Source organism: Mesorhizobium norvegicum, from assembly GCF_004919685.1.
Classification (GTDB): Bacteria; Pseudomonadota; Alphaproteobacteria; order Rhizobiales; family Rhizobiaceae; genus Mesorhizobium; species Mesorhizobium norvegicum.
The window spans coordinates 145,333-171,241 of the sequence record NZ_SMYZ01000021.1 but is presented as its reverse complement, the minus strand read 5'-3'; the positions used below and the strand labels follow the sequence as shown (position 1 = coordinate 171,241).

Annotated in this window: 21 protein-coding genes; 9 read left to right on the top strand and 12 right to left on the bottom strand. The window is 63.2% G+C overall.

Translation table 11 applies throughout. The annotated features are described in order from the left end of the window. The first annotated feature begins 1 nt into the window (after window position 1). The 5 genes from FCU66_RS08720 to FCU66_RS08700 are packed head-to-tail and all read left to right on the top strand — an operon-like array spanning window position 2 to window position 5,371. A complete protein-coding gene (locus FCU66_RS08720; protein WP_136616691.1) occupies window positions 2-1,117 on the top strand; it encodes an ABC transporter ATP-binding protein in 1,116 nt (371 codons plus the stop codon). 5 nt (window positions 1,118-1,122) lie between these two features. Next, window positions 1,123-2,640: a GMC oxidoreductase gene (locus tag FCU66_RS08715; protein WP_136616690.1), complete on the top strand. Its 1,518-nt coding sequence runs from the start codon at window positions 1,123-1,125 to the stop codon at window positions 2,638-2,640. After that, window positions 2,637-3,395, top strand: a complete 759-nt coding sequence (locus FCU66_RS08710; protein WP_136616689.1) for a 3-ketoacyl-ACP reductase — start codon at window positions 2,637-2,639, stop codon at window positions 3,393-3,395. The genes FCU66_RS08715 and FCU66_RS08710 overlap by 4 nt, the downstream gene beginning before the upstream one ends. A 12-nt stretch (window positions 3,396-3,407) precedes the next feature. Then, window positions 3,408-5,036, top strand: coding sequence for a GMC family oxidoreductase (locus tag FCU66_RS08705; RefSeq protein ID WP_136616688.1), 1,629 nt, complete (start codon window positions 3,408-3,410; stop codon window positions 5,034-5,036). Window positions 5,037-5,053: 17 nt separating this feature from the next. After that, window positions 5,054-5,371 carry a Dabb family protein gene (locus FCU66_RS08700; protein WP_136616687.1) on the top strand — a complete coding sequence of 106 codons (318 nt, stop codon included), beginning with the start codon at window positions 5,054-5,056 and terminating at the stop codon, window positions 5,369-5,371. Here the strand turns inward: FCU66_RS08700 and FCU66_RS08695 are convergent. The 3 genes from FCU66_RS08695 to FCU66_RS08685 all read right to left on the bottom strand — a co-directional run bounded on the left by FCU66_RS08695 (window position 5,358) and on the right by FCU66_RS08685 (window position 8,755). Beyond that, window positions 5,358-6,203, bottom strand: a complete 846-nt coding sequence (locus FCU66_RS08695; protein WP_136616686.1) for an EamA family transporter — start codon at window positions 6,201-6,203, stop codon at window positions 5,358-5,360. The genes FCU66_RS08700 and FCU66_RS08695 overlap by 14 nt on opposite strands. 7 nt (window positions 6,204-6,210) lie before the next feature. Further along, window positions 6,211-7,113: an endonuclease/exonuclease/phosphatase family protein gene (locus tag FCU66_RS08690; protein WP_136616685.1), complete on the bottom strand. Its 903-nt coding sequence runs from the start codon at window positions 7,111-7,113 to the stop codon at window positions 6,211-6,213. Window positions 7,114-7,201: 88 nt separating this feature from the next. Further along, window positions 7,202-8,755, bottom strand: coding sequence for a cation:proton antiporter (locus FCU66_RS08685; RefSeq protein WP_136616684.1), 1,554 nt, complete (start codon window positions 8,753-8,755; stop codon window positions 7,202-7,204). 125 nt (window positions 8,756-8,880) lie between these two features. Here FCU66_RS08685 and FCU66_RS08680 point away from each other — a divergent pair, with 125 nt between their 5' ends. Then, window positions 8,881-9,507, top strand: coding sequence for a glutathione S-transferase family protein (locus FCU66_RS08680; protein ID WP_136616683.1), 627 nt, complete (start codon window positions 8,881-8,883; stop codon window positions 9,505-9,507). Window positions 9,508-9,524: 17 nt separating this feature from the next. Here FCU66_RS08680 and FCU66_RS08675 read toward each other — a convergent pair whose 3' ends face one another. The 9 genes from FCU66_RS08675 to FCU66_RS08635 all read right to left on the bottom strand — a co-directional run bounded on the left by FCU66_RS08675 (window position 9,525) and on the right by FCU66_RS08635 (window position 20,398). Continuing rightward, complete coding sequence (locus tag FCU66_RS08675) at window positions 9,525-10,589, bottom strand: ABC transporter ATP-binding protein (protein WP_136616682.1); 1,065 nt, start codon at window positions 10,587-10,589, stop codon at window positions 9,525-9,527. A gap of 11 nt (window positions 10,590-10,600) precedes the next feature. Next, window positions 10,601-11,392 carry an ABC transporter permease gene (locus tag FCU66_RS08670; RefSeq protein WP_136616681.1) on the bottom strand — a complete coding sequence of 264 codons (792 nt, stop codon included), beginning with the start codon at window positions 11,390-11,392 and terminating at the stop codon, window positions 10,601-10,603. After that, a complete protein-coding gene (locus FCU66_RS08665; protein ID WP_136616680.1) occupies window positions 11,389-12,303 on the bottom strand; it encodes an ABC transporter permease in 915 nt (304 codons plus the stop codon). Before FCU66_RS08665 ends, FCU66_RS08670 begins: the two co-directional genes overlap by 4 nt. A 65-nt stretch (window positions 12,304-12,368) precedes the next feature. After that, a complete protein-coding gene (locus FCU66_RS08660; RefSeq protein ID WP_136616679.1) occupies window positions 12,369-13,475 on the bottom strand; it encodes an ABC transporter substrate-binding protein in 1,107 nt (368 codons plus the stop codon). 242 nt (window positions 13,476-13,717) lie between these two features. After that, complete coding sequence (locus tag FCU66_RS08655; protein ID WP_136616678.1) at window positions 13,718-14,890, bottom strand: iron-containing alcohol dehydrogenase; 1,173 nt, start codon at window positions 14,888-14,890, stop codon at window positions 13,718-13,720. Window positions 14,891-14,907: 17 nt separating this feature from the next. Then, entirely contained in the window at window positions 14,908-16,296 is a 1,389-nt protein-coding gene (locus tag FCU66_RS08650; protein ID WP_136616677.1) for an aldehyde dehydrogenase family protein, read from the bottom strand. Between the two features lie 244 nt (window positions 16,297-16,540). Further along, window positions 16,541-17,911 (bottom strand): glutamine synthetase family protein, encoded by a 1,371-nt coding sequence (locus FCU66_RS08645; RefSeq protein ID WP_136616676.1) that lies wholly within the window; start codon window positions 17,909-17,911, stop codon window positions 16,541-16,543. 84 nt (window positions 17,912-17,995) lie between these two features. Next, entirely contained in the window at window positions 17,996-19,558 is a 1,563-nt protein-coding gene (locus tag FCU66_RS08640) for an amino acid permease (RefSeq protein ID WP_136616675.1), read from the bottom strand. A 21-nt stretch (window positions 19,559-19,579) separates the two neighbouring features. Next, window positions 19,580-20,398 carry an N-formylglutamate amidohydrolase gene (locus FCU66_RS08635; RefSeq protein ID WP_136616674.1) on the bottom strand — a complete coding sequence of 273 codons (819 nt, stop codon included), beginning with the start codon at window positions 20,396-20,398 and terminating at the stop codon, window positions 19,580-19,582. Window positions 20,399-20,541: 143 nt separating this feature from the next. On the opposite strand from FCU66_RS08635, the gene FCU66_RS08630 reads away from it, so the two are divergent. The 3 genes from FCU66_RS08630 (at window position 20,542) to FCU66_RS08620 (ending at window position 25,855) form a co-directional block, all read left to right on the top strand. Next, window positions 20,542-21,369, top strand: a complete 828-nt coding sequence (locus FCU66_RS08630) for a MurR/RpiR family transcriptional regulator (protein ID WP_128303149.1) — start codon at window positions 20,542-20,544, stop codon at window positions 21,367-21,369. Between the two features lie 194 nt (window positions 21,370-21,563). Further along, on the top strand, window positions 21,564-22,727 hold the full coding sequence (locus FCU66_RS08625; RefSeq protein WP_136616673.1) for an efflux RND transporter periplasmic adaptor subunit: 1,164 nt from the start codon (window positions 21,564-21,566) through the stop codon (window positions 22,725-22,727). Continuing rightward, on the top strand, window positions 22,724-25,855 hold the full coding sequence (locus FCU66_RS08620; protein ID WP_136616672.1) for an efflux RND transporter permease subunit: 3,132 nt from the start codon (window positions 22,724-22,726) through the stop codon (window positions 25,853-25,855). The genes FCU66_RS08625 and FCU66_RS08620 overlap by 4 nt, the downstream gene beginning before the upstream one ends. The last annotated feature ends 54 nt before the right edge of the window (window positions 25,856-25,909 follow it).

Genomic DNA, 25,909 nt, shown 5'->3' with positions numbered 1-25,909 from the left:
GATGGCTTTTCTGGAAATTGATGGTCTGAGAAAGCGCTTCGGCCAGGTCGAGATCCTGAAAGGGATCGATGTCGAGCTTGAGAAAGGTGGCTTCCTGGTGCTGGTCGGCCCGTCGGGCTGCGGCAAGTCGACCTTGCTCAACACCATCGCCGGCCTGGAGACGATCACTTCGGGCGAAATCCGCGTCGACGGCCGCCAGATCAACGATCTGCATCCCTCCAAGCGCGACATCGCCATGGTGTTCCAGAGCTATGCGCTCTACCCGAACATGACGGTGGCCGGAAACATCTCCTTCGGCATGGAGATGCGCGGCGTACCGGTGGCGGAGCGCCAGAAGGCGATCGACAAGGTGGCCAAGGTGCTGCAGATCGGCCACCTGCTGCAGCGCAAGCCGAGCCAGCTTTCCGGCGGCCAGCGCCAGCGCGTCGCCATGGGCCGGGCGCTGGTGCGCGACCCCAAACTGTTCCTGTTCGACGAACCTTTGTCCAACCTCGACGCCAAGCTGCGCGTCGACATGCGCATCGAGATCAAGCGCCTGCACGCCACCACCGGCACCACCATCGTCTATGTCACCCACGACCAGATCGAGGCGATGACGCTGGCGACCAAGATCGCCGTCATGCGCGACGGCGAGGTGCAACAGTTCGGCACCCCGGCCGAAATCTACAACAACCCGACCAATCTCTTCGTCGCCGATTTCATGGGCTCGCCGGCGATGAACCTGATCCCGGCGACGATCGGCACCAATGGCAACGCGCTGTCGGTCGTGCTGCAGCGCGAGGCGCGCGAGCCGATCAACCTGCCGATGGCCAATGCGCCGGCGGGCCTGTCGGCATTCCAGGGCAAGCCGATCATTTTCGGCGTCCGCCCTGAGGCGCTGACCGATCCGGAAGGTGCCGAGCGCAATGCGTCGAATATTGCCACCGCCGACTGCCATATCGAGGTCGTCGAACCGGCAGGCTCGGACACCTTCGCCGTCACCAATCTCGGCGGCAAGGGCGTGGTGGCGCGGCTGCGCGCCGACGCCAACATCCAGCCGGGCACCAGCACGCCGCTCGCCTTCAACCTGACCAAGGCGGTGTTCTTCGATCCGGCGACCGAGAACCGCATTCGCTGACGGCCATGACAAATCCGGACATCGTCATCATCGGCTCCGGCATTGGCGGCGCCACGATCGCCTCCGGCCTTGCCGGCAGCGGCGCCTCGATCCTGATGCTGGAACGCGGCGAACCGTTGCCGGCGACGCCACACGCACGCGACACGCGCTCGATCTTCGTCGATGGCCATTACCGGCCAAAGGAGATGTGGCGCGAAGCCGGTGGTGCCGCTTTCAACCCCGGCAATTACTACTATGTCGGCGGCAATTCGAAATTCTACGGCGCGGTGCTGATCCGCTATCGCAAAGAAGATTTCGCCGCCATGGAGCATTTCGGCGGCGTCTCGCCGGCCTGGCCGTTTTCCTATGACGAGTTCGAGCCTTGGTATTCGAAAGCCGAACAGCTGTTTCGCGTGCGCGGCACGCTGGGCGAGGACCCGACCGAGCCGTTCCATTCGCTCCCCTATGCCTTCAAGCCGGTGCCCGACGAAGCCCCCATCGCCCGCGCCCGCGCCGAGCTCAAGGGGCTCGGCCTGCATCCGGCCTCGCTGCCGCTCGGCGTCGACATCGACACCTGGCTGAAAGAGGGCAAGACCGGCTGGGATGCTTTCCCGAACACCGGCCAGGGCAAGGTCGACGCACAAACGGGACCGCTGACGGCAGCCCTGACCGACACCAACATCAGGCTCGAGACCGGCGCTTACGTCGACTATCTCGAAGCGTCGCCCGACGGCAAAACCATATCAGCCATTCACTATCGCCAGAACGGCGAACTGAAGAAAGTGTCGCCGAAGTTGGTCATCCTCTCGGCCGGCGCGGTCAATTCCGCCGTCATCCTGCTGCGCTCGCCCTCGCCCAACAACGGCAGTGGGGGTGGCAAGGGCCTTGCCAACCGCTCCGACCAGGTCGGGCGCAATTTCATGAACCACAATTCCAGCGCCATGCTAGCGATCGACCCGCGCCGCAGGAACGATTCCGTCTACCAGAAGACGCTGATGCTGAACGACTATTATCTGTCCGACGGCAAGGGCGGCAAGCCGCTCGGCAATGTCCAGTTGCTCGGCAAGATCGATGGCAACATGCTCAAGGCCAATGTCAAATATACGCCGAAATTCGCGCTCGATTTCATGGCCGGCCACGCTGTCGACTGGTACCTGATGTGCGAGGATCTCCCCGACCCTGAAAGCCGCATCATGGTCGATGGCAAGGACATCGTCATGCAGTGGCGGCGCTCCAACATGCAGTCGCTCGACGGGCTGACCAAGGTGATGCGCGACAACTTCCGCGCCTGCGGCTATCCCCTAGTGCTGTCGCGGCCCTTCGACAAACGCACGCCCTCGCACCAGTGCGGCACGGTCAAGATGGGCGACGATCCGGCGACCGCGCCGCTCGATCCCTTCTGCCGGTCGTTCGATCACCGGAACCTGTTCGTCGTCGACGGCGGCTTCCTGCCCAATTCGGCGGCGGTCAATCCGGCACTGTCGATCGCCGCACAAGCGCTGCGTGTCGCCGACCATATCCGCAAGACGGAACTCGCCGCATGACCCGCCCGGCGGCCATTGTCACCGGCGGCGCGCGCGGCATTGGCCTTGCCTGCGCCCAGGCACTCGCCGATGCCGGCTTCGATGTTCTGGTCGCCGATCTCGCCGAAGCAGCCGCTGACGGACTCGCCATCGACATCGCCGGGCGCGGCGCGAAATTCGCTTATGTCCGTTGCGACATTGCCGACCTCGCCAGCCACACCACACTTGTCGACGCAGCGATGCGCGCCTTCTGCCGTATCGACTGCCTGGTCAACAATGCCGGTGTCGGCGCCGTTGTGCGCGGTGACCTGCTGGACCTCCAGCCGGAGAATTTCGACCGCACTCTGGGCATCAATCTGCGCGGCACCGTCTTCCTCAGCCAGGCCGTCGCCAAGGCAATGCTGGCCACATCGGGCGATCAGAGATCCATCATAACCATCACCTCGGTCAGCGCCGAAATGGCATCGCCGGAGCGACCGGACTATTGCATCTCGAAAGCCGGGCTTTCGATGTGGGTGAAGAACCTGGCGCTGCGGCTCGCGCCCGAAAACATCGGCGTGTTCGAGGTGCGGCCCGGCATCATCCGCACCGACATGACATCAGGTGTCACCGCCAAATACGATGCGCTCATCGACGGCGGACTGGTGCCGGCCAAACGCTGGGGCGAAGCGTCGGATATCGGCGCAGTGGTGGCGACCCTCGCCGGCGGCAAGCTCGGCTTTTCGACCGGCTCGATCATCAATGTCGACGGCGCGCTCTCTGTGCCGCGACTGTAAGTGGACAGTGTCATGACCGACTACATCATCGTGGGTGCCGGTCCGGCCGGCTGCGTTCTGGCCAACCGGCTGAGCGAGGATCCGGCCAATTCGGTCCTGCTGCTGGAAGCTGGCGGCAAGGACTGGCATCCCTACATCCACATGCCGGCCGGCTTCGCCAAGATGACCAAGGGCATTGCCTCCTGGGGCTGGTCGACGGTGCCGCAGAAGCACATGAAGGACCGCGTCTTCTGGTACACGCAGGCCAAGGTGGTCGGCGGCGGCTCCTCCATCAACGCCCAGATCTACACGCGCGGCAATGCCCGTGACTATGACGCCTGGGAGAAGGAAGAAGGCCTTGTCGGCTGGGGCTATCGCGACGTGCTGCCTTACTTCAAACGCGCCGAGAACAACCAGCGCTACGCCAACGACTTTCATGGCGACCAGGGCCCGCTCGGCGTGTCGAACCCGATTTCGCCGTTGCCGATCTGCGAGGCCTATTTCCGCGCCGGCCAGGAGATGGGCATCCCCTTCAATCCGGATTTCAACGGCGCCAGCCAGGAAGGTGTCGGCTATTACCAACTGACCCAGAAGGATGCCCGGCGCTCCTCCGCCTCGGTCGCATATTTGAAGCCGATCCGCGCCCGCAAGAACCTCACCCTCCGAACCGATGTGCTGGTGACCCGCATCGTCGTCGAGAAGGGCCGTGCCATCGGTGTCGAGGTGGTCGACAGGCCAGGCGGCGAGAAGAAAATCCTGCGCGCCGAGCGCGAGGTGATCGTCTCGTCCGGCGCCATCGGCTCGCCGAAGCTCTTGATGCAGTCGGGCATCGGCCCGGCCGACCATTTGAAGGCGGTCGGCGTCAAACCGGTGCACGACCTGCCCGGCGTCGGCTCCAACATGCAGGACCATCTCGATTTGTTCGTCATCGCCGAATGCACCGGTGACCACACCTACGACAACTACGCCAAGCTGCACCGCACGGCCTGGGCCGGCCTGCAATATCTGCTGCTGAAGAAAGGGCCGGTGGCCTCCAGCCTGTTCGAGACCGGCGGCTTCTGGTACGCCGACCCGACCGCCGCCTCGCCCGACATCCAGTTCCATCTCGGCTTGGGCTCCGGCATCGAGGCCGGCGTCGAGAAGCTGAAAAACCCCGGCGTCACTTTGAACTCGGCCTTCCTGCGGCCGCGCTCGCGCGGCACGGTGCGGTTGAAGAGTGCCGACCCGTCCGATCATCCGCTGATCGATCCGAACTACTGGTCCGATCCCTATGATCGCGCCATGTCGATCAAGGGGCTGCGACTGGCGCGCGAGATCATGCGGCAGAAGGCGCTTGCCCCTTACGTGCTGCGCGAAGTGCTGCCTGGCCCGACACTCGCCAGCGACGACGAGCTGTTCGACTATGCCTGCCGCAGCTCCAAGACCGACCACCACCCGGTCGGCACCTGCCGCATGGGCCATGACGAGATGGCTGTGGTGACGCCGGACCTGCGACTGCGCGGTATTGAAGGCCTGCGCGTCTGCGACGCCTCGGTGATGCCGCGCGTGCCCTCCTCCAACACCAATGCGCCGACCATCATGGTCGGCGAAAAGGGCGCCGACCTGGTCCTCGGCCGCGAGCCATTGCCGCCGGCGGTGTTTTCCGGAAACCGGGCAGCTTAGCCACTCAGGAGCAAGAAATGATCAGGCACTGTGTTTTCGCTAGATTCCGCAACGATGTTGGCGACGGCGAACGCAAGGCAATCCACGCCGATCTCGAGGCGCTGCGACAGGTGATCGACGGCATGGACACGGTAAAATTCAGCGCCAATGTCAGCCCGGAGCCATTTGCCCGCGGCTTCAGCCATGGCTTCACCATCGATTTCCGCGATGCCGCCGCGCGCGACGCCTATCTGGTGCATGAGGCGCATCAGCGCGCCGGCGCGCGGCTGGTGGCGGCTCTCGAAGGCGGCACGGACGGACTGATGGTCTTCGATCTGGAGATCAGCCAAGCCTGAGCGCGACGACACCCGCAACGATGCTGAGCGCGGCGGCACCGCGCCAGCCCGTCATCTTCTCGCCGAGCGCGAACACCGAGATCATCATGGCAAACAGGATCGAGGTTTCGCGCAGCGATGCCACTGAGGCGATCGGCGCGTTGGTCATCGCCCACATCACGATCCAGTAGGCCGCACCGCTGAGCACGCCGGTGAACAGCCCCGTCTTCCAGTCGCGCGCCAGCACCGGCAGCGCCTTCGGCCCACGGAAGATGAGGCACAGCACCAAGGCGCCAAAAGCGTCGCAGATGAACAGCCAGGCGGCATAGCTCTGCGCCGTGGCGGCCAGCCGCGCGCCGCTGCCGTCGGACAGCGTGTAGCTGGCGATGAAGATCGAGGTGCCCAGCGCAAAGCCGACCGCGCGCAGGTTCAGCTTTTCCAGATGCGCGCCGCCGCGAAACGACATCACCAGCGTGCCGGCCGACAGCAGAAAAATGCCGAGAATGGCGAACGGCCCCGGTATCTCGGCAACGACGAACATGCCGCCAAAGGCCGCCAGCAGCGGTGCGGTGCCGCGCGCCAGCGGATAGGTCTGGGCGAAGTCGCCGGCCTTGTAGGCGCCGATCAAGAAGGTCCGGTAGCCCATGTGGAAAATGACCGAGGCGATGATGTAGGGCCACACTTCCGCCTTCGGCACTTCGACGAAGGGCAGCACCACCAGTGCTGCGGCGCCCATGCCGAGCGTCATCAGCGTGATCGACAGGAAGCGGTCGAGATGGACCTTGACCAGCGCGTTCCAGATCGCGTGCATGGCGGCGGCGGCAAGCACTGCGAAGAAGACGAAAAGTGTCATGCGCGGCTCATGGGGCGATGCCGGGCGTTTCGAGATCGATGTCAACCCGCAGCGGGAAATGGTCCGAGGCAATCTCACCGATGTCGGCACTGATCGAGCGCACGCGCCCGGCAAACATACCACCGACGAAGCAATGATCGAGCCGGCGTTTTGTAACCTTGCCGTCGATGGTCTTCACATGGGTGTGGAAATCCGCGGCCGGCTCGCTGGCGACAGCGGCGGCATCAACGAAGCCGTCAAGGTAGGCCGCGCCGCGATGGTAGGGCGTGCTGCCGACGATGCGGCGGTATTCGGCACTGCCCGGCTCCATGTTGAAATCACCCATCCAGATCGCCGCCAGCGGGTTTTCCGGCTCCGCTTCGCCGCTGGTCCAATTGCGCGTGGGCTCGTCGTCGACACCGCTCCACGGCCCGCCATCGGACGGTGCCCGGCGGTGCTCGGCCATGAGATAGTCGATCTGCTCCAGCCGCTCCTCGACCGCGATATGAGCGAGATGCAGCGATAACACCCGCACCGGGCCGGCCGGCGTGCGGATCATGCATTCGAGCGCCGCATTGCGCGTGTTGAGCGGCCGCAGCGTGCGGCGCATCGGCAGCGCATGCAGCCGGGACCAGACGATCGGCAGCTTCGACAGCACCATGGTGCCGAACTGGCGGCGCCGGTTGACCAGACGACCGTCGCGCTGCTCGCTGGCATCCATGTCGAAGGCTGGGCCATAGACCCAGTGATAGTCCGGCAGCAGGCTGGAAAGCTGCTCCGGCTGGTCGTCGAAATTGCTGCGCTGCCAGTGTCGTTCGACTTCCTGCAAAGCAATGATATCAGCGCCGGCAACGATCCGCGCTGCACGCGAAAGATCGTAGCGGCCGTCGCCGCCGAACCCGTACTGGATGTTGTAGCTGACCAGCTTCATTGCTTATCCGGCTCAATTTTGTGATGGCAGTAGCCGTTCGGCGATAGCGTTGCAATGTACCGAGCGAGCGACGGGGATGGGCCAGCGGTCAGGAGGTCGTCAGCGGCTGGAAACTTCCAGCCGGCGATGCCGCCAGTTCCGCCCAGTCGATCTCTTCCTCCAGCCGGTGATAGGCCTCGTCACCGATCGTGCCGTTGCGGCGCAGTTCCTCCAGCGTGTCGCGCTGGCGGTTGATGGCATAGAGGCGCAGCCGGTCATATTCGGTCGCCGCCTGTGCGTCGTCCGGATTTTCCGCGACCAGGCGCTGGGCCTCGTATTGCTCGCGCACAACAGCTGCCGCCGCGGACGTCTTGCGGCTCAACACATCGAGCGCGGCCTGCATGATGGCAACGCGCGCCTGCGCCACCTCGTTGTCGACGGTTCTGTCGGGATCGAAGTTGAGTATCCGCAGCAAAGGCTTCAGGGTCATGCCTTGCAGCACCAGCGTGCCCAGAACCACCGCGAAGGCGGCAAGCACGATCGGATCGCGGCCGGGAAAATTGGCCGGCAGGGCAATGGCCACCACCAGCGTCACCAGCCCCCGCATGCCGCACCAACCGACCAGCACGGCGCCGCCAAACGTCGGCACATCTCGCCTCCTCTCTTCGCTGCCGAAGCGGGCAAACCATCTTATGATCGCAACGTAACTCGCCACCCAGACGAGGCGCGCCACGATGACGACGGCCAGCACCGTCGCGGCGAAGAGAAAGGCTTCGCCTTGCCCTTCTCCGGAGAGCCGGCCGACGATCGACCGTGCCTGCAGGCCCATCAGCACGAAAGCCAGCACATTGAGCACGAAGACGGCCGTCTCCCAGACCGAATAGGTGCTGACGCGGCGTCTCGCCGACATGCGGCGCGGCGCCCTGCGCGCGATGGTCATGGCGTAGACGACGATGGTGATGATGGCCGAAAGGCCGAGCCTGTCGGCCAGGATCCAGACGCCGAAAGTGCCTGCGAATTGCACCACCGTGCTGCTCGCCGCATCCTCGATCCGGGTGAGCGTCATGAGCGAGAAGCGGCCAAACAGATAACCCGCAACCAGGCTGCCTATGGTTGACAACAAGATCGTCGGAATGGCGTTGCTCAGCATAATCGAGCCGAGCGCTGCCGAAACCGCCAGCCGATAGATCAGCAGTGCCGTGGCATCGTTGAGCAGGCTCTCGCCCTGCAGGATGGCGGTGATGCGGTGCGGCACCTTGAATTGTCCGAGCACAGCAGATGCCGCCACCGCATCCGGAGGTGCTACGATGGCGCCGAGCGCGATCGCCGCCGCGATCGGCAGACCGGCCATCTTCCAGCCAACGAACGCAACCACCACAGTGGTGAAGACAACGGCGCCAAGCGCCAGCAGTGCCAGCGACAGCCGGTAGCGCTTCAGGTCGCGCAACGAGGTGTCATAGGCGGCGTCGAGAAGCACCGGAGCGATGAACAGGGCAAGCGCCAGTTCCGGATCGATCTCGATCATTGGCGCGCCAGGCACGAACGCAATCCCGACCCCGGCCAAAGCCAGCAGCGACGGATAGGGGATCTCCAGCCGTCGCGACAGCGCCGTCAGCGCGACGGCAGTCAAAAGCAGGACAAGGGTGAGTTCAAAAAGAGCCATGTGGCTTTAGATCCGTGAGACGGGATTGCCGGCGCAGACATCCATGCAGGATGCGGCGGATTGGCCATCAAACTCAAGCCCTCTGGCAGTACGCCTCAAACAGGCTCCTGCCGTACAAGACCGATATGATCCTCATCGGCCAATATGACTCCCCCTTCGTTCGCCGCGTCGGCATCGCGCTGACGCTCTACGGGATATCCTACGAACATCATCCCTGGTCGGCCTTCGGCGATGCCGACAAGATCCGGTCTTACAACCCGCTGACACGGGTGCCGACGTTGGTGCTCGACAATGACGAGGTGCTGATCGAGAGCCATTTGATGCTCGACTATCTGGACAGCCTCGTTCCGGCCGACCAACGGATGTTTCCGACGACCGAACCGGCCCGCCATCAGGCGTTGAAGGTCTCGGCCCTGGCCACCGGGCTCGGTGACAAGGCGGTCAGCCTGTTTTACGAGATGCGCTTGCACGAGAAAGTCTCGGATCTCTGGATCGGACGCTGCCGCACACAAATCGCAACCGTCCTTGCCGCGCTTGAAGCTGACCGTCAGGGAAGGTCGACGCCCTATTGGTTCGGCGACCGCATCAGCCATGCCGACATCGCGGTTGCCGCGGTGCTCCGCTTCATCGACGAGGCGCATCCAGAGCTGGTTTCGCTCACGGACTTCCCAGCGCTCAGCGCGCATTCTGAGCGGATGGAAGCACTGCCGGTCTTTCAAACGGTCTCACAACCGTTCATCGCGCCCGCCTAAGCGAGCGCTGTCGCTGCCTAGTGCAGCACCAGCATGTCATCCGACGAGAACGAAATCTCGGCCTTTTCACCGACCGCGGGGGGCGGGGTTGCCGGGCTGTTGAACGTGTCGAGCGAGACCATGTTGCCGCCGATGCCGACGCGAACCCGGATGACCGAACCGAGGAAGTGCACCTCGGAGATCTCGCCGGAAAGGCTGGAGTCGCGGCCGGGCTGGCGGCCAAGCGAAATCGCCTCCGGCCGCAGCGCCAGTGACAACGTATCACCGGACTTCGAGCCGTTGAGCTTGCCCTTCAGCGAGACCTGTTCGGAATTGACCCGCACCGTGCCAGCAGCGGCATCGGTGACGGTGCCTTCCAGCACGTTCAGCGTGCCGACGAAATTGGCGACGAACTTGGTTGCCGGGCGGTTGTAGATCTCGAACGGCGTGCCGACCTGCTCGGCCTTGCCGCCATACATGACTGCGATGCGGTCCGAGATCGACAGCGCTTCTTCCTGGTCGTGCGTCACGAAGATGGTGGTGATGCCGAGCTTCTTCTGGATCGAGCGGATTTCCTCGCGCAACGACACGCGCACCTTGGCGTCGAGCGCCGACAGCGGCTCGTCGAGCAGCAGCAGCTTCGGCTTCGGTGCGATGGCGCGGGCCAGCGCGATGCGCTGCTGCTGGCCGCCCGAGAGCTGGTAGGGATAGCGATCCGCCATCTGCGGCAGCTTGATGATGCCAAGCATCTCGGCGACACGAGCATCGATGTCCGCCCTGGGCATGCCTGCGACCTTCAGGCCGAAGCCGATATTCTGCGCCACGGTCAGGTTCGGAAACAGCGCATAGGCCTGGAACACCATGCCGACATTGCGCTGGTTGGGCTTCAGCCTCGTAATGTCCTTGCCGCCGACGACGATCGTGCCGGCGCTCGGCTCCTCGAAGCCCGCCACCATGCGCAGCACGGTGGTCTTGCCGCAACCGGACGGGCCGAGGAAGGAGACGAATTCGCCGCGCTCGACGTCGAGATTGAAATCCTCCACGACCGTGGTGGCGCCGAAGGATTTTCGAACGTGCTGGATGGAGAGGAACGGATCGGCCATGGCTTTGACTTTCAGTTCGGACGGTTCGCCGATCTCGGCGCGAAGCGGGACAGGATCTGGATCAGCGACATGCAGCCCCAGGTGATGGCGAAGGCGATGATGGCAAGTGCCGCCGGCTCATAGGCGCGGTTGGCGCCAATATTCTGCAGATACGGGCCGAAAGCAGGCCGGTTGAGCAGGCTCGCCATGGTGAACTCGCCAATGACAATGGCGAAGGTGAGGAAGGCGCCCGAGAGCACCGCGATCAGCACATTGGGCAGGATGACACGGGTGATGATCGTCCCCCAACCAGCCCCGAGGATCTGTGCCGCTTCCGTCAAGGTACGCACGTCGATGGTGCGAAGCCCGGTGTCGACGGCGCGATACATATAGGGCAGCGCCAGTGTCGCATAGCCGATGACCAGCAAGGCATTGGTGCCTGTGTCGGTCGCCAGGAACGGCAGCGGCGAATTCGACCCGTACATTCTGATGTAGCCGAAGACGATGACGATGGCCGGGATGACCAGCGGCAGCAGCGTAATGAACTCGACGATCGGCCGCAACTGCGGCAGGCGAAGCCGGATCCAGTAGGCAGCCGGCACCACGATCAGCACACCGAGAATGATGGTGAAGACGGCGGCAAGCACCGAATAGCCGAACGTCGCCTGGAAGCGGGCATCGCCGAGCACGACCTTGTAGGCGTCGAAGGAGTACTCGCCACGCCGCATGCGCATGGAAAACTCCACGGTCGCGATCAGCGGAATGAAGAAATAGGCCGCGCCAAGCGCGAAAACGACCCAGGCCCAGAACTTTCCCGACTTCATTTCAGCCACCTCTCGGAACGGGTCCGGAACCAGATGTAGAAGACATTGGCCAGGCCGGTGATGAAGATCATGCCGAAGGCGATCGCATAGCCGAGATGGGCATTGTGCAGCACATCACCGCGGATCTGCGCATAGAGCAGGATCGGCACGATATTGAGCGACGAGCCGGTCAACGCATAGGCGGTGGCGATGGCGCCGAAGGCGTTGGCGAACAAGAGGATGACGGTGCCGAGGAAGCTCGGCCAGATCACCGGGATGACCACCATGCGCCAGTATTGCGCCATGGTCGCACCAAGCGTTGCGGCGGCCTCGCCCCATTCCTTCTTCAGACCATCGATTGCCGGCACGATGATCACCACCATCAGCGGAATCTGGAAGTAGACATAGGTCAGCGTCAGCCCCCAGAACGAAAGGATGTTGAAGCCGTGAGCGTAGATGTTGAGGCCGAACAAGGTGTTCAGGATCACCGTGGCAAGGCCCAGCCGGCCGAGCGTTGCGATAAAGGCGAAGGCCAGCGGCACGCCGGCGAAATTGGAAGCAACGCCGGAGAAGGTCAGCGTCGCCGAGCGTATCCACTCCGGCAGGCCGCCGCGCACGATGGCGATGGCGATGGCGAGACCCGCGAAGGCGCCGATCAGCGATGAGGCGAGGCTGACCTTGATCGAAATCCAGTAGGCGGCAACGATCGACGGCTGCGCCAGCGCGGCAATATTTTCGAAGGTGAATTCACCCGCATCATTCTGGAATGCGCCCAGCATCAGATAGAGCGTCGGCAGGATCAGGAACATGATGGCGAAGATGAAGAAAGGCGCGACACCAAGCCACTGCGTCGGCAGCCTCATGCTGCGTGCCTCGGCGGGAGGCGCGGTCTTCCCGGTAACAGCATGGTCGGACATTGAGATATCGGTCATGCGCCGGCTACCGTCTTCGAGAGAAAGACCGGGCGGCCGTGAAGCCGCCCGGTGGATTTCAAGTCTTACTTGACGTTGGCGCCGACAACGGCGTCCCAGTTCTTGGTGATGGCTTCCTTGGCTTTGCCCTGCTCGTCGAGCGTCGGGAACACCGCAGCCGCATAGGACTCAGCCGGCGGCAGCTTGGCCAGGACGTCAGCCGGGATCTTGCCGTTCTTGGCGAGATCGTTGAAGCGGATCGGGTGGCAATAACCCTTCAGCCAGGCGACCTGGCCTTCGTCCGAGTAGAGGTATTCCAGCCAGAGCTTGGCGGCGTTCGGATGCGGCGCGTAAGCGCTGATCGCCTGCACGTAGACACCGGCGACGACACCGGTCTTCGGCACGACGACGTCGACGGGCGGGTTGCCCTTCAGCGTGTCGCGGCCGGCGAGCGCGTTGTAGTCCCAGGTGATCAGGATCGGGGTCTGGCCCTGGGCAAGCGTCGCGGCCTTGCCGATGACCGGCACGAAATTGCCGGCGGCGTTGAGCTTCTTGAAGAAGTCGAGGCCAGCGGTACCGGCGGCTTCACCAGCGGCGGCGCCCGACGACAGGCCGGCGGCATAAACGCCCTGGATGGCCTGGTTCGAAGCGCGCGGATCACCGGCGAGTGCGACCGTGTTGGCGAATTCCGGCTTCAGAAGATCGGCCCAGTCGGCCGGAGCTTCCTTGACGATGTCCTTGTTCACCTGGAAGGACAGCACGCCGTAATAGTCGCCAGTCCAATAGCCTTCCGCATCCTTGGCGCTGTCGGGGATCGAGTCCCAGGTCGACACCTTGTAAGGCTGGATCAGACCATCCTTCTTAGCGGACGGGCCGAAGGACAGGCCGACGTCGATGACGTCGGGCGCCTGCGGGCCCTTGTTGTCCTTGTTGGCCTTGATCGCCTCGACCTCGTCGCCGGAACCGGCATCGGGATTGAGTTCGTTGATGGTGATTTCCGGATACTTCGCCTTGAAGCCGGCGATGACGTCGCCGTAGCCGCACCAGTCATGCGGCAGCGCGATGGTTGTGAGCTGGCCTTCTGCCTTCGCGGCCTTGACGAGATCGTCCAGCGAAGCCGCGGACGAAATCACCGACGACACCATCAGGGTCGCGGCCGAAAGGGAAAGCACTTTCCCCGTGAATTTGAACATGTGTTCTCTCCGTTGAACTGACGCCGTTGGACGCCTGCGATCCGGTATCGTTTTCATGTGACAGCCAGATGAAAGCTTTATGAAACCGGCTGCTCGCAGTGCGAAAAAGTAAACTCTTTTTAACCTGATGTAGCAATCGCCTCGCGATTCTTTTTCCGGCTAACTAGTTTGTGCCTTGCCCGTCGCCCCTCCCCTTGTTTTTGTAGCCCCTTTTCAGATCAATTCCCTGCGCGGAAAACGCCTCAGATCGTGCCGGCGATGGCGTTTTCGAGCAAGGTCAGCGCCGCCTTCTTGGTCAGCTTGACCGGGTTGCCGCCAGCGGTCGGATCGACCACCGCCATGTCGGCGATCAGCGCCTTGCACTTCTTGTCCATGTCGAGCCCCTTGATCAGGCCCGGCAGGGTGTGCGGCACCTTCAATTCCTTGCGCAACTTGATGATCGCCTTGGCGAAGCCGTCGAAGCCGCCCTTGATGCCGCAATAGGCGGCGAGCCGGCCAATACGCTCCTCGATGGAGTCCCGGTTGAAGGCCAGCACATAAGGCATGAACACCGCATTGGTCATGCCGTGATGGGTGTCGTAGAGCGCGCCGACCGGATGCGACAGCGAATGGATGGCGCCGAGCCCTTTCTGGAAGGCGGTGGCGCCCATGGCGGCGGCGCTCATCATATGGGCGCGCGCGACGAGGTCCTTGCCGTTGGCATAGGCCTTCGGCAGGTTCTCGAAGACCAGCCTCACACCTTCGACAGCGATGCCGTCGGCCATCGGATGATAGCCCGGCGCGCAATAGGCTTCGAGACAGTGGGCAAGCGCATCCATGCCGGTGCCGGCGGTGATGAAGCCGGGCATGCCGACCGACAGTTCCGGATCCGCAATGACGATGGCCGGCAACAATTTGGGATGGAAGATGACCTTCTTGGTATGCGTCGCCTCGTTGGTGATGACGCCGGCGCGGCCGACTTCCGATCCGGTGCCGGCGGTGGTCGGCACCGCAATGATCGGCGCGATGGCATCCGAATTGGCACGCGTCCACCAATCGTCGACATCCTCGAAGTCCCACACCGGCCGCGTCTGCCCGGCCTGGAAGGCGATCAGCTTGCCGAGATCGAGCGCCGAGCCGCCTCCGAAGGCGATGACGCCATCATGCTTGCCCTTCTTGAACACGGCGATGCCGGCGGTGAGGTTGGATTCGACCGGGTTCGGCCTGACCTCGGAGAAGACGCCGTAGGGAACCTTGGCGTCGTCGAGGATCTTCAGTGTCGAGGCGACGACCGGCAGTTTCGCCAAGCCAGGATCGGTGACGAACAGCGGCCTCTTGATGCCGGTGGCCGCCAGCACCTCAGGCAATTCCTTGATGCGCCCGGCGCCGAAGCGGACGGTGGTGGGGTAGTTCCATTTGGAGATCAGCTTGGACATTTTTGTCTTTCAATAAATCAGATGGCTTCGCGCAGATGGAATGATTTCGGCCTGGTCAGATTGTCGTAGCCGATGGCCGACAAGCCCGCGCCCTTGCCGGTGTCCTTGACACCGGTCCAGACCAAGGCCGGGTCGAGGTAGTCGCAGCGGTTCATGAACACCGTGCCGGTCTCGACGCGGTTGCCGATCGCCACCGCATGCTCGGTATCGCGCGTCCAGATCGAAGCGGTCAGTCCGTAGGGGCTGTCGTTCATCAGAGCGATCGCCTCTTCGTCGTTGCGCACCTTCATGATGCCGACGATCGGGCCAAAGCTTTCCTCGCGCATGACGCTCATCTGATGATCGACATTGGTCAGCACTTCCGGTGCCAGATAGGGCGAACCGGCCTTGTCGTTAGCCACCTTCATGTTGATGTGCGCCTTGGCACCCTTGCGCAGTGCCTCGGCCTTCTGTTCGCGGATCAGGTCGGCGAAACGCGCCTGCGCCATCGGCCCCATCGTCGTTGCCTGGTCCAGCGGATTGCCGACGACGTAGTTCTTGGTCTCGGCGATGAAGCCCTCGACGAATTCGTCATAGACCTTTTCGTGCACGTAGACACGTTCGATACCGCAGCAGCACTGGCCGGAATTGTAGAAGGCGCCGTCGACCAGATTGGCGACGGCATGATCCATCTTGGCGTCGGGCAGCACATAGGCCGGATCCTTGCCGCCAAGCTCGAGGCCGAGCGTCATGAAGGTGCCCGCCGCCGCCTTTTCGATGGCGCGGCCGCCGCCGACCGAACCGGTGAAGTTGACATGGTCGATCTTGCCCGAGCCGAGCAGTTTTTCGGTCTGGGCGTGGTTCAGCACGACATTCTGGAACACGCCCTTGGGCAGGCCCACTCTGTCGAAAGCCTGCTGAAAGCGCTCGCCGACCAGCAGCGTCTGCGCCGCATGCTTGAGGATGACGGTGTTGCCGGCCATCAGCGCTGGCACGATGGTGTTGACGGCGGTGAGATAGGGATAATTCCACGGCGCGATCACCATGACGACGCCGAGCGGGTCCTTCTTCACGTAACGACGGAAGCCGTCCTTCGGATTGGAGGCCGGCACCGCCTTGAGCGCCTGCTCGGCGATCTCGACCATGTAGGTGGTGCGTTCCTTGACGCCGCCGAACTCGCCGCCATAGCGCACCGGACGCCCCATCTGCCAGGCTATCTCCGGCACGATCTCGTCGGTCATCGCGACCAACGCTTCCAGCATGGCCAACATGTACTTGCCGCGCTCGACGACAGGCGTCTCAGCCCACTTCTCTTGCGCCGCCTTGGCACGCTCGACCGCGGCATTGATCGCCTGATCTGTTGCGATCGGCCGCTCGGCATAGATCGAGCCATCGATGGGGGATATGAGTTTGACCGTTTCGGTCATTTTTTAAGTCCTTTGTCTGCTAGTTTCTCGGCTCGACGCCAATCTTTTTTCGCTTGTCGGCCCTCATTTCGAGCAGGCCGAAATTCACGGCACTTTACCCTCCCCCTTGTGGGGAGGGTCGGAGAGAAAACGTCGCGAAGCGTCGTTTGCTCTTCGGGGTGGGGGGTAAGGCGCTGGAGCTTCTCACCTCCCAACCCCGATCCGCTTCGCGGAACGACCCCCGCCACAAGGAGGAAGGTAAGCTTTAATACCGCTCGAACCCTCTATGCAGTTCCCAATCCGTGATGCGGCGGTCGTATTCGAACTGCTCCCACTTTGCGGTGTGGACATAGTGTTCGAGCACGTCCTCGCCGAGCGCCTGCTTGAGCATCTTCGACTTCGCCAGCGTCTCGGTGGCATCGCGCAGCGTCTTCGGGATCTCCGGCAGGCGCGATGCCTGATAGGCATCGCCGACAAACGGCTTCTGCAATTCCAGCTTCTCGTCGATGCCGGCAAGGCCGGCGGCGATCAGCGCTGCGAAAGCAAGATACGGGTTCAAGTCGGCGCCGCCGATGCGGCATTCCATGCGGATGCCCTTGGTGCCCTCGCCGCACAGGCGGAAGCCGGCGGTGCGGTTGTCCTCGCTCCACATGATCTTGGTCGGCGCAAAGGTGCCGGCCTGGAAGCGCTTGTAGGAGTTGATGTAGGGCGCCAGGAACCAGGTGAATTCCTTGGCGTATTTCAACTGCCCGGCAGCCCATTGCTGGCCGAGCGTCGACAGCGTCCAGTCCGCCTTTTTGTCGAAGAACAGCGGCGTCTTGCCGTCGGCGCTCCACAGCGAATTGTGGATGTGGCTGGAATTGCCGGCGAACCCGTAATTGTACTTGGACATGAACGAAATCGCCTTGCCCTCGGACTCGGCGATTTCCTTGGCGCCGTTCTTCAGGATGACGTGGCGGTCGGCCATGTCGAGCGCCTCGGCATAGCGCACATTGATCTCTTCCTGGCCCGGACCCCACTCGCCCTTGGAATTCTCGATCGGGATGCCGGCCGCTTCCATCTCGTTGCGAAGCCGGCGCATGACGCCCTCTTCCTTGGTGGTGATGCCGATCTGGTAGTCGCCGATATAGGGCGATGCGGTGTCGAGACCCTGCCAGTGCTTCTTGCGGGCGGAATCGTAGGTCTCGTTGAACAGATAGAATTCGAGCTCGGAAGCGAAATAGCCGATATAGCCGCGCTCCGTCAGCCGCTTGACCTGCTTCTTGAGGATGGCACGCGGTGAGTGCGGCAGGTCGTCATGGGTGTGGTGGTCGAGCACGTCGCAGATCACGAGTGCGGTTTTTTCCAGCCAGGGAATACGCCGCAGCGTGGCGAGATCCGGCTTCATGACGAAATCGCCATAGCCCTTCGACCAGCTCGCCGCCTTGTAGCCGGGCACCGGCTCCATATCGATGTCGGCGGCCAGCAGATAGTTGCAGCCATGCGTTTCGTCATGCGCGGAATCGACGAAGTATTGCGCCAGGAAGCGCTTTCCCGCCAGCCGGCCCTGCATGTCGACGATGCAGGCCAGCACCGTGTCGATCTCGCCGCTGGAGACCGCTTTCTTCAACTGATCGAACGAGAAATTTCCGGCCATTCCTTTGGCACTCCAGCGCTGGGCGATTGAGGGTAAACGAAACCATGGCCGGCAACATGCCGGCCATGGCCATGGTAGGGAGCGTCAGTGGCCGGTCTCGCCTATGGCCACCTCGGCGGCCGCGATTGCGGCCTGGCGCTTGGCAATCTGGTCGCCGATCGGCGGACCCTGGAAGCGACGGTTCTCGAAACCGAACCAAAGCACGGCGGTCAGCACGATGAAGCCTATGGTGATGTAAAGCACCTTGTCGTTCGGCGGCTGGATGGCGATGTAGAAGATGATCACCATGCCGACAACTGACAGCGCGCAAAACAGCTTGAACAGCCCGGCGCCGAGATTCCACGGTCCCGGATTCGGCCATTTCGCCGTTCCGAAAGCCAGCATGCCGAGCACGATCGGAATGGTGAACGACAGGAACAGGAACACCAGCGTCGAATTGACGACGATAGTGTAGATGTTGGTGCCGCCGATCGAGATGAACTGGGCAAGAAAGACATAGATGATCTCAAGGATCGCAGCGGTCCAGATAGCGTTGACCGGCGTGCGCCAGGTCGGATTGACCCTCGCGAGAGCCGCCGAGCCAACGGGCATGCCGCCGTCGCGAGAGAAGGCAAACAGCATGCGCGAGGCCGACGTCACGGTGGCCAAGCCGCAGAGGAATTGCGAGATCAGGATTGCCAGATAAAGCAGTTCCTTCAGCCAAGCCGGCAGGATCGCGTCCATGGTCAAAAAGAACACGCTCCAGCCCTGCTTGGCGCCGGCCGCCAGATCCGGAATGGCCAGAACAATCGCGCACAACATGACCCAACCGATGAGCGAGGACCAAAGCACGGACGAAACGATCGCCCGCGGAACCGAGTGCGCTGCCTTCACCGTTTCTTCCGACGTGTGCGCCGACGCGTCATAGCCGGTGATGGTATAGACGGGCAGGAGCAGGCAGAGCAGGAACAGGTAGCTCATGGAATCGGTCTGCGGGAAAACACCGCCACCAGCATCACCCGAGTAGTTGGTGAAGGTCCAAAGCCGCGTGATGTCGATCGCCGGCGCAAACACCAGGCAAGCCACGATCAGGACCGCCGTTGCTCCGAGAATCAGGAAGCCGGAAGCGTCCGTCAGCATAGCCGTCAGCTTGATACCGAAATGGTTGAACAGCGCCTGCAGCACGGTGATGAAGGCGACGAACCCGACGATCTCACCAGGAGTGCCGGTGATGCCAAACCAGCTGCCGAACGTTCCGACAAAGAAGAAGGCGGTGCCGATATTGATCGCGCCGAGCACAGTGATCAGGCCAAACAGGTTGAGCCAGGCCGTCAGCCAGCCGGTGAAGCGGTTGCCGAGGATCGACGACCAATGATAGAGGCCGCCGGCAGTCGGAAATGCCGAGGCGATCTGCGCCATGGCAAGGGCGAAGAAGCCCGATACGCAGCAGCCGACGATCCAGCCGATGCCCGCGCCCGCGCCACCGATCGACGACGTCGCCTGCGCGAAGGAATTGATGCCGCCCGACAGGATGCAGATGATCGAGAACGAGATCGCGAAATTCGAGAAGCGGCTCATGCTTCTCGACAGTTCCTGGGCATAGCCCATTCCGTGGAGAACCTTGAGGTCCTCCTTCTTGTCAACTTCAGTATAACCCGGTGCTGCCATTTTGGTGTCCCCTGTTGGTTCTTAGCTGGCCGATTGAACTGACTTTCCGACTGAATGCGATCTGGTGTGTCCGGCCTCCTCTGGCTCCAGATCCGAAAAAATGCCCGTGAGCAGATCCGCCCATTTCCGCTGCCCGGTCTCGCCGGAGATTTCATCGTTGCGGATTTCGATCATCGCGCAGGGCAAGCCGCGCGAGCGCGCATGCCGTTCCAGCGTGAAATAGACGCGATCGGCCGGCGAATAGGGCTCGTTGACGCCGACGGTGACGCCGGCAAGCCGCTTCAGCGCCGATATCAGCGGTGCCGCCAATCGGCGATCCTCGTCATGGATGATGCCGATATGCCAGGGCCGGTTGCGGCCCTTGTAGACCGGCGTGAAGGAATGCACCGAAACCAGGCGGGTCGCCTGTCCACGCGCCAGCCTGTCGTCGACAACATGCTCGATGGCGGCATGAAACGGCTGCCACGACAGGGCGACACGGGCCGCGCGCTGCTTTTCCGACAGGCCGGTATTGCCCGGTATGGCCGTTGTCTCACTGACCGGCGGTACCAGGTCGGGCGCGTCGAGCGGCCGGTTGCAGTCGACGACGAGACGCGAAATGCGGGTTTCGACCAGCGTCGCGTCGAGCGCCTGCGCCATGCGGCGGGCAACCGGCAGCGCGCCTGGATCCCAGGCGATGTGACGGGACAGATCCTCGGCGGCAAGGCCGAGCGTGCCGAATTCGGCGGGCAGGAAGTTCGAGGCGTGATCGCAGGTCAGCACGAAAGGGCTCGATCCGCCGGGGTTCGTCACCCTCACGGTATCAGACGATGCAAGGCTGGCGGGCCGTGCTTTCTCCATAGTCTGCCGTCCCCGGGGAGCGCTGTATCGTATGTTACGTATTTTGCCTCATTGCGTCCCTGTGGATGATTTCATACAGTTTGTCCGGCTTTGTCAAATGCGATTTCGGAAAAGACCATCGACCGAGCCAGGGTGGGGAAAAGATGATTTCCAACATTGCCGAACTGATCGCCGACCGCATCGGCACGATGCCGGCCAGCGAACGGCGCGCGGCCCAGACGCTGATCGCTTCCTATCCAATGATCGGCCTGAAGACGGTGGCCGAATTCTCGGCCGCGGCCGGCGTTTCCTCGCCGACGATCCTGCGTTTCGTTGCCCGGCTCGGCTTCCAGAACTATCCGGAATTCCAGTCGAGCCTGCAGGACGAACTGGCGGCGCAATTGCAATCGCCGGCGACAAGGACGCTCAACCCGCCCTCGCCCGGCGGCGGCACGGTGTCGCCGATGCTGGAAGCAACGCTCGACAATATGCGCGAGACGTTCAGGCACCTGTCCGACAAGCAGCTTGCCGACATTGCCGCCCGGCTCGCCGACCGGCGCGGCAAGACCTTCCTGATCGGCGGCCGCTTCACCGATCCGCTGGCGCGCTACATGGCCGCCCACCTCGCCGTCATCCAGCCCGATGTCTTTCACCTCGCCGGCCAGGAAAGCATGTGGCGCGACCGGCTGATCGACATGGGCAAACGCGATGTGCTGGTGATCTTCGACATCAGGCGCTACCAGGACAGCCTCGTCCGCTTCGCCGAGAAGGCGCATCAGCGCGGCGTGCAGATCGTCCTGTTCACCGACCAGTGGCTGTCGCCGATCGCCCGGTTTGCTCGCCATGTCATCGCCGGGCGAACCGCGGTGCCGTCGGCATGGGACTCTTCGGCTGCCTTGTTCGTCGTCGCCGAAACGCTGATCGGCGCCGTTACTCGCCAGCTGGAAGCAGAGGGCGCTAAACGCATCCGCGAGATGGAAAGTCTGCGTTAGTGCATGTAGCGACGATCCCAAACGTTACGCATATTTTCTCAAATGTTACATATATTTAATGTGCGCGGCCCCTGGAGAGTTGTCATAAAGACGCGATATCGAGGTGGCTTCTTTGCCTTACAATAGCCTCGCTGCGTCTGCTTCATTTCGGGAAACCGGTAGACGGAAGGATTGTTTTACCAACCGGAGTGCCGATGGCCGCCTGGAAACAGATACTTGTCGCGCTTGTGGTGCTGGTTGTGGCGGCAGCCGCCTGGCTGCGCTTTTATCCGGGCGCGCCGGATGTGCTGGCACGCTGGGGAATAGACTGGGTTTATGCGGCAGCGCCCCCTGCTGAAATCGGTGGGGCCAACGCGAAGCAGGCAAACGGCCGCAGCGGCGGCAACCAGCGGGTGAACGTGGTCGCCCTGGCGGCCACTTCGGCTGTTGTCAACGACCGCCTGCAGGCGATCGGCACCGGCCGTGCCAACGCTTCGGTGACCGTCAATCCCTACAGTTCCGGCCGCCTCGCCGAACTGCTGGTCGAATCCGGCGGCCATGTCGACAAGGGACAGATCCTCGCGACCCTCGATTCCGAGACCGAAGTGATCTCCCAGGACCGGGCCAAGCTCGCCTTGCAGGATGCGCAATCCAAGCTCGACCGCGTCAAGTCGCTGCGTGCCTCCAACGCCGCGACACCGGTCGCCGTGGCCGATGCAGAAGTGGTGTTGGCGGGCGCCAAGCTGGCACTTCAGGATGCGGAGCTTGCGCTGCAGCGCCGATCGATTCTGGCGCCGATCGCCGGCACCGTCGGCATCCTGCCGATCTCCGCCGGCAACTATGTCACCAACCAGTCGGCGATCGCCACGCTTGACGATCGCTCCAGCATTCTGGTCGATTTCCTGGTGCCGGAGCGTTTCGCCGCTGCCGTCAAGGTCGGTGCGCAATTGACGGCGACGCCGATCGCCAATCCCAGCAATGCCTATACCGGCACGGTTTCGGCCATCGACAATCACATCGACGAAAAGAGCCGCACCCTTCTGGTCAAGGCCAAGATCGCCAATCCGGCCGATTCCCTGCGCGCCGGCATGTCGTTCGGCATCACCATGAAATTCCCGGGGCAGACCTATCCGGCCGTCAGCCCGCTGGCGATCCTCTGGGGGTCGGACGGCGCCTATGTCTGGCAGATCGAGGACGGCAAGGCCAGGCGGGTCCCGGTGCGCATCATCCAGCGCAACACCGAGACCGTGCTGATCGACGCCGAGATCGACAGCGGCGACATGGTGGTCACCGAAGGCACCCAGAGCGTCAGCGAGGGCGGCGCGGTCCGCCTTGCCGGTGAAGAGCAGCGCGCCGCGGACGCAGCCGAAGGCTCATGACCGGAACCATCAACGCCGCCAGCGATACCGGCTTCACCGCACTGTTCATCCGCAGGCCGGTCATGGCCTTCGTGCTGAATACCCTCATTGCCGTCGCCGGCCTCGCCGCCTTCTACGGCGTCGAAATCCGCGAACTGCCTGACGTCGATCGTGCGGTCGTCACTGTTTCCACCGCCTTCGAAGGGGCGGCTGCCGAAACCGTCGACCGCGAACTGACCGACACGATCGAGGGCGCTGTCGCCCGGGTCTCCGGCGTCAAGTCGATCTCGTCTTCTTCCTCATTCGGTTCGAGCCGCGTCACCATCGAGTTCAACGATGGTGTCGACCTCAATGTCGCCGCCTCGGACGTGCGTGATGCCGTCGGCCGCGTCGCCAACCAGATGCCGGACACCGCCGATCCGCCGCGCATCGTCAAGGCCGATGCCAATTCCGATGCGGTGATGCGACTGGCGGTGACCTCGGACAACATGTCGATCCAGGACATGACCGTGGTGGTCCAGGATCAGATCGAGGACGAGCTGGCCGCCGTGCCCGGCGTTGCCGACGTCCAGGTGTATGGCGACCGCGACAAGATCTTCCGCATCGACGTCGACCAGAACAAGCTGGCCAGCCTCGGCTTCACCGTTGCCGACCTCAGGGCGGCGCTTGCCTCTGTCGCCTTCGATTCACCGGCTGGTTCGATCACCACGACCAACCAGGATCTGATCGTCCGCACCACCGCCGACGTCACCACGCCGGAAGAGTTCGAAAACATCATCGTCGGCGGCACGACGCGCATCCGCGACGTCGCCACCGTCACGCTCGGCCCCGATGTCGGCCAGACCACGCTGCGTTCGGATGGCAAGACCGGCATTGGCATCGGCATCATCCGCCAGGCGGAATCGAACACGCTGGACATCTCGACCGGCGTCCAGGCCGCCGTCGCCAAGCTGCAGGAAAACCTGCCCAAGGGCATGTCGATCAAGATCACCAGCGACGATGCGGTCTTCGTCAAGGGCGCGGTGCACGAAGTCGAGATCGCGCTCGGCCTGTCGGTGACCATGGTGCTGATCGTCATCTATGTGTTTCTGCTCGACTGGCGCGCAACGCTGATCCCCGGCCTGTCGATGCCGGTCGCCATGATCGGCACCATCGCCGCCATCTATCTGGCCGGCTTCTCGGTCAACATCCTGACGCTGCTCGCTCTGGTGCTGGCGACAGGGCTGGTCGTCGACGACGCCATCGTCGTGCTCGAAAACATCGTGCGACGACGCAACGAAGGCATGGGACCGCGCGCGGCCGCCGTGCTCGGCGCGCAGGAAGTGTTTTTCGCCGTCATTGCCACCACCTTGACGCTCGTCGCCGTCTTCGTGCCGATCTCGTTCCTGCCCGGCCAGACCGGCGGCCTGTTCCGCGAATTCGGCTTCGTGCTTGCCATGTCGGTGCTTTTGTCCTGCGTGGTGGCACTCACACTGTGTCCGATGCTCGCTTCGCGCATGCTGACCAGCGCATCCCTCCACCACGAAGGCGGTGATGGCATCGGCGCCCGCGTCGGTGGCGCGCTCAATACGGCCTACAGGCGCGGCCTGCACGCCTGCCTCGACGCGCCATGGATCGTGCTTCTGGTCGCGGTGCTGTTTGCCGGCACCGCCTTCACGCTGTTCGGCACCATCCGCCAGGAACTGACGCCGACCGAGGACCGCGCCGCCGTGCTGTTGCGCATCAGCGCCCTACAAGGTGTCAGCCTCGACTACACCACCCAGCAGATGCAGAAGATCGAGAAACTGATCCAGCCGATGCGCGATTCCGGCGAGATCCGCAGCACTTTCGAGAATGCCGGCCAGAACGGCTCCTACAACTCCGGCTTCATGGTGATGACGCTGGCACCATGGAATGAGCGCAGCCGCAGCCAGCAGGAGATCATGGCCGAGATCAGCCGGCTGACCAGGCAGGTGCCGAGCGTGCGCATCTTCCCGGTGCAGCCCAACAGCCTCGGCATCCGTGGCGCCGGCAACGGCCTGCAGTTCGCGCTGGTCGGCAATGACCGCAAGGCGCTTGGCGACGCAGCCGTGAAGATCATCGCCGAGATGCAGAAGGACCCGCGCTTCCAGACCCCGCGCCTGTCGATCGACTCGACGCAGCCGCAGCTGGCGGTGGCCATCGACCGCGAGCGCGCCTCCGACCTCGGCATCGACATTACCGGGCTGGCCAACACCCTGCAGGCCATGCTCGACGGCAACGATGTCGTCGACGTCTACATCGCCGACCGCAGCTATGGGGTGAAGCTGGTCTCGACCACCAATCCGATCAACGATCCGACGGATCTGGAAAACATCTTCCTGAAAACGGCCGACGGACGCTTCGTGCCGATGTCGACCATCGCCACGCTGACCGAGCGTGCCGTGCCGCCATCGCTGTCGCGCGAACAGCAGCAGCCGTCGGTGGCCATCACCTCCAACCTCAGCGGCGACTTCGCGCTCGGCGATGCGCTCACCCGAGCCGAGGAGATCGCCACGCCGCTGCTGCCGCCAGGCAGCCGCATCCTGCCGCTGGCCGAGGCCGCGACGCTGGGCGAGACCAACAGCGCCATGGTCACCATCTTCGGCTTCGCCCTGGTTATCATCCTTTTGGTGCTGGCCGCCCAGTTCGAGAGCTTCGTCAGCGCCGTCATCATCATGGCGACGGTGCCGCTCGGTCTCGCCTGCGCGATCTTCGCGCTGCTTCTCAGCGGCACCAGCCTCAACGCCTACAGCCAGATCGGCCTGGTGCTGCTGGTCGGCGTCATGGCCAAGAACGGCATTCTGATCGTCGAATTCGCCAACCAGTTGCGCGACCGCGGGCTTGGCGTGCGCGAGGCGATCGAGCAGGCCTCGATCATCCGCGTGCGGCCGGTGATGATGACGATGATCTGCACCGTGCTCGGCGGCTTGCCGCTGGTTCTGGCGAGCGGCGCCGGTGCCGAGGCGCGCGTGGCACTTGGCTGGGTCATCGTCGGCGGACTGGGGCTGGCCACAGTCTCGACACTGTTCCTGACGCCCGTCGCCTATCTCCTGCTTGGCCGCTTCGTCACGCCGAAGACGCATGAGGAAGCGCGGCTGAAGCGCGAGCTCGAGGAAGCCGCCTACACCAATGTAGAGCCGGCGGAGTAGAGAGAAATTCCAGGAAAAGTGTGTAGCGGTTTTCCGTCCGGAATTTCGTAAGAT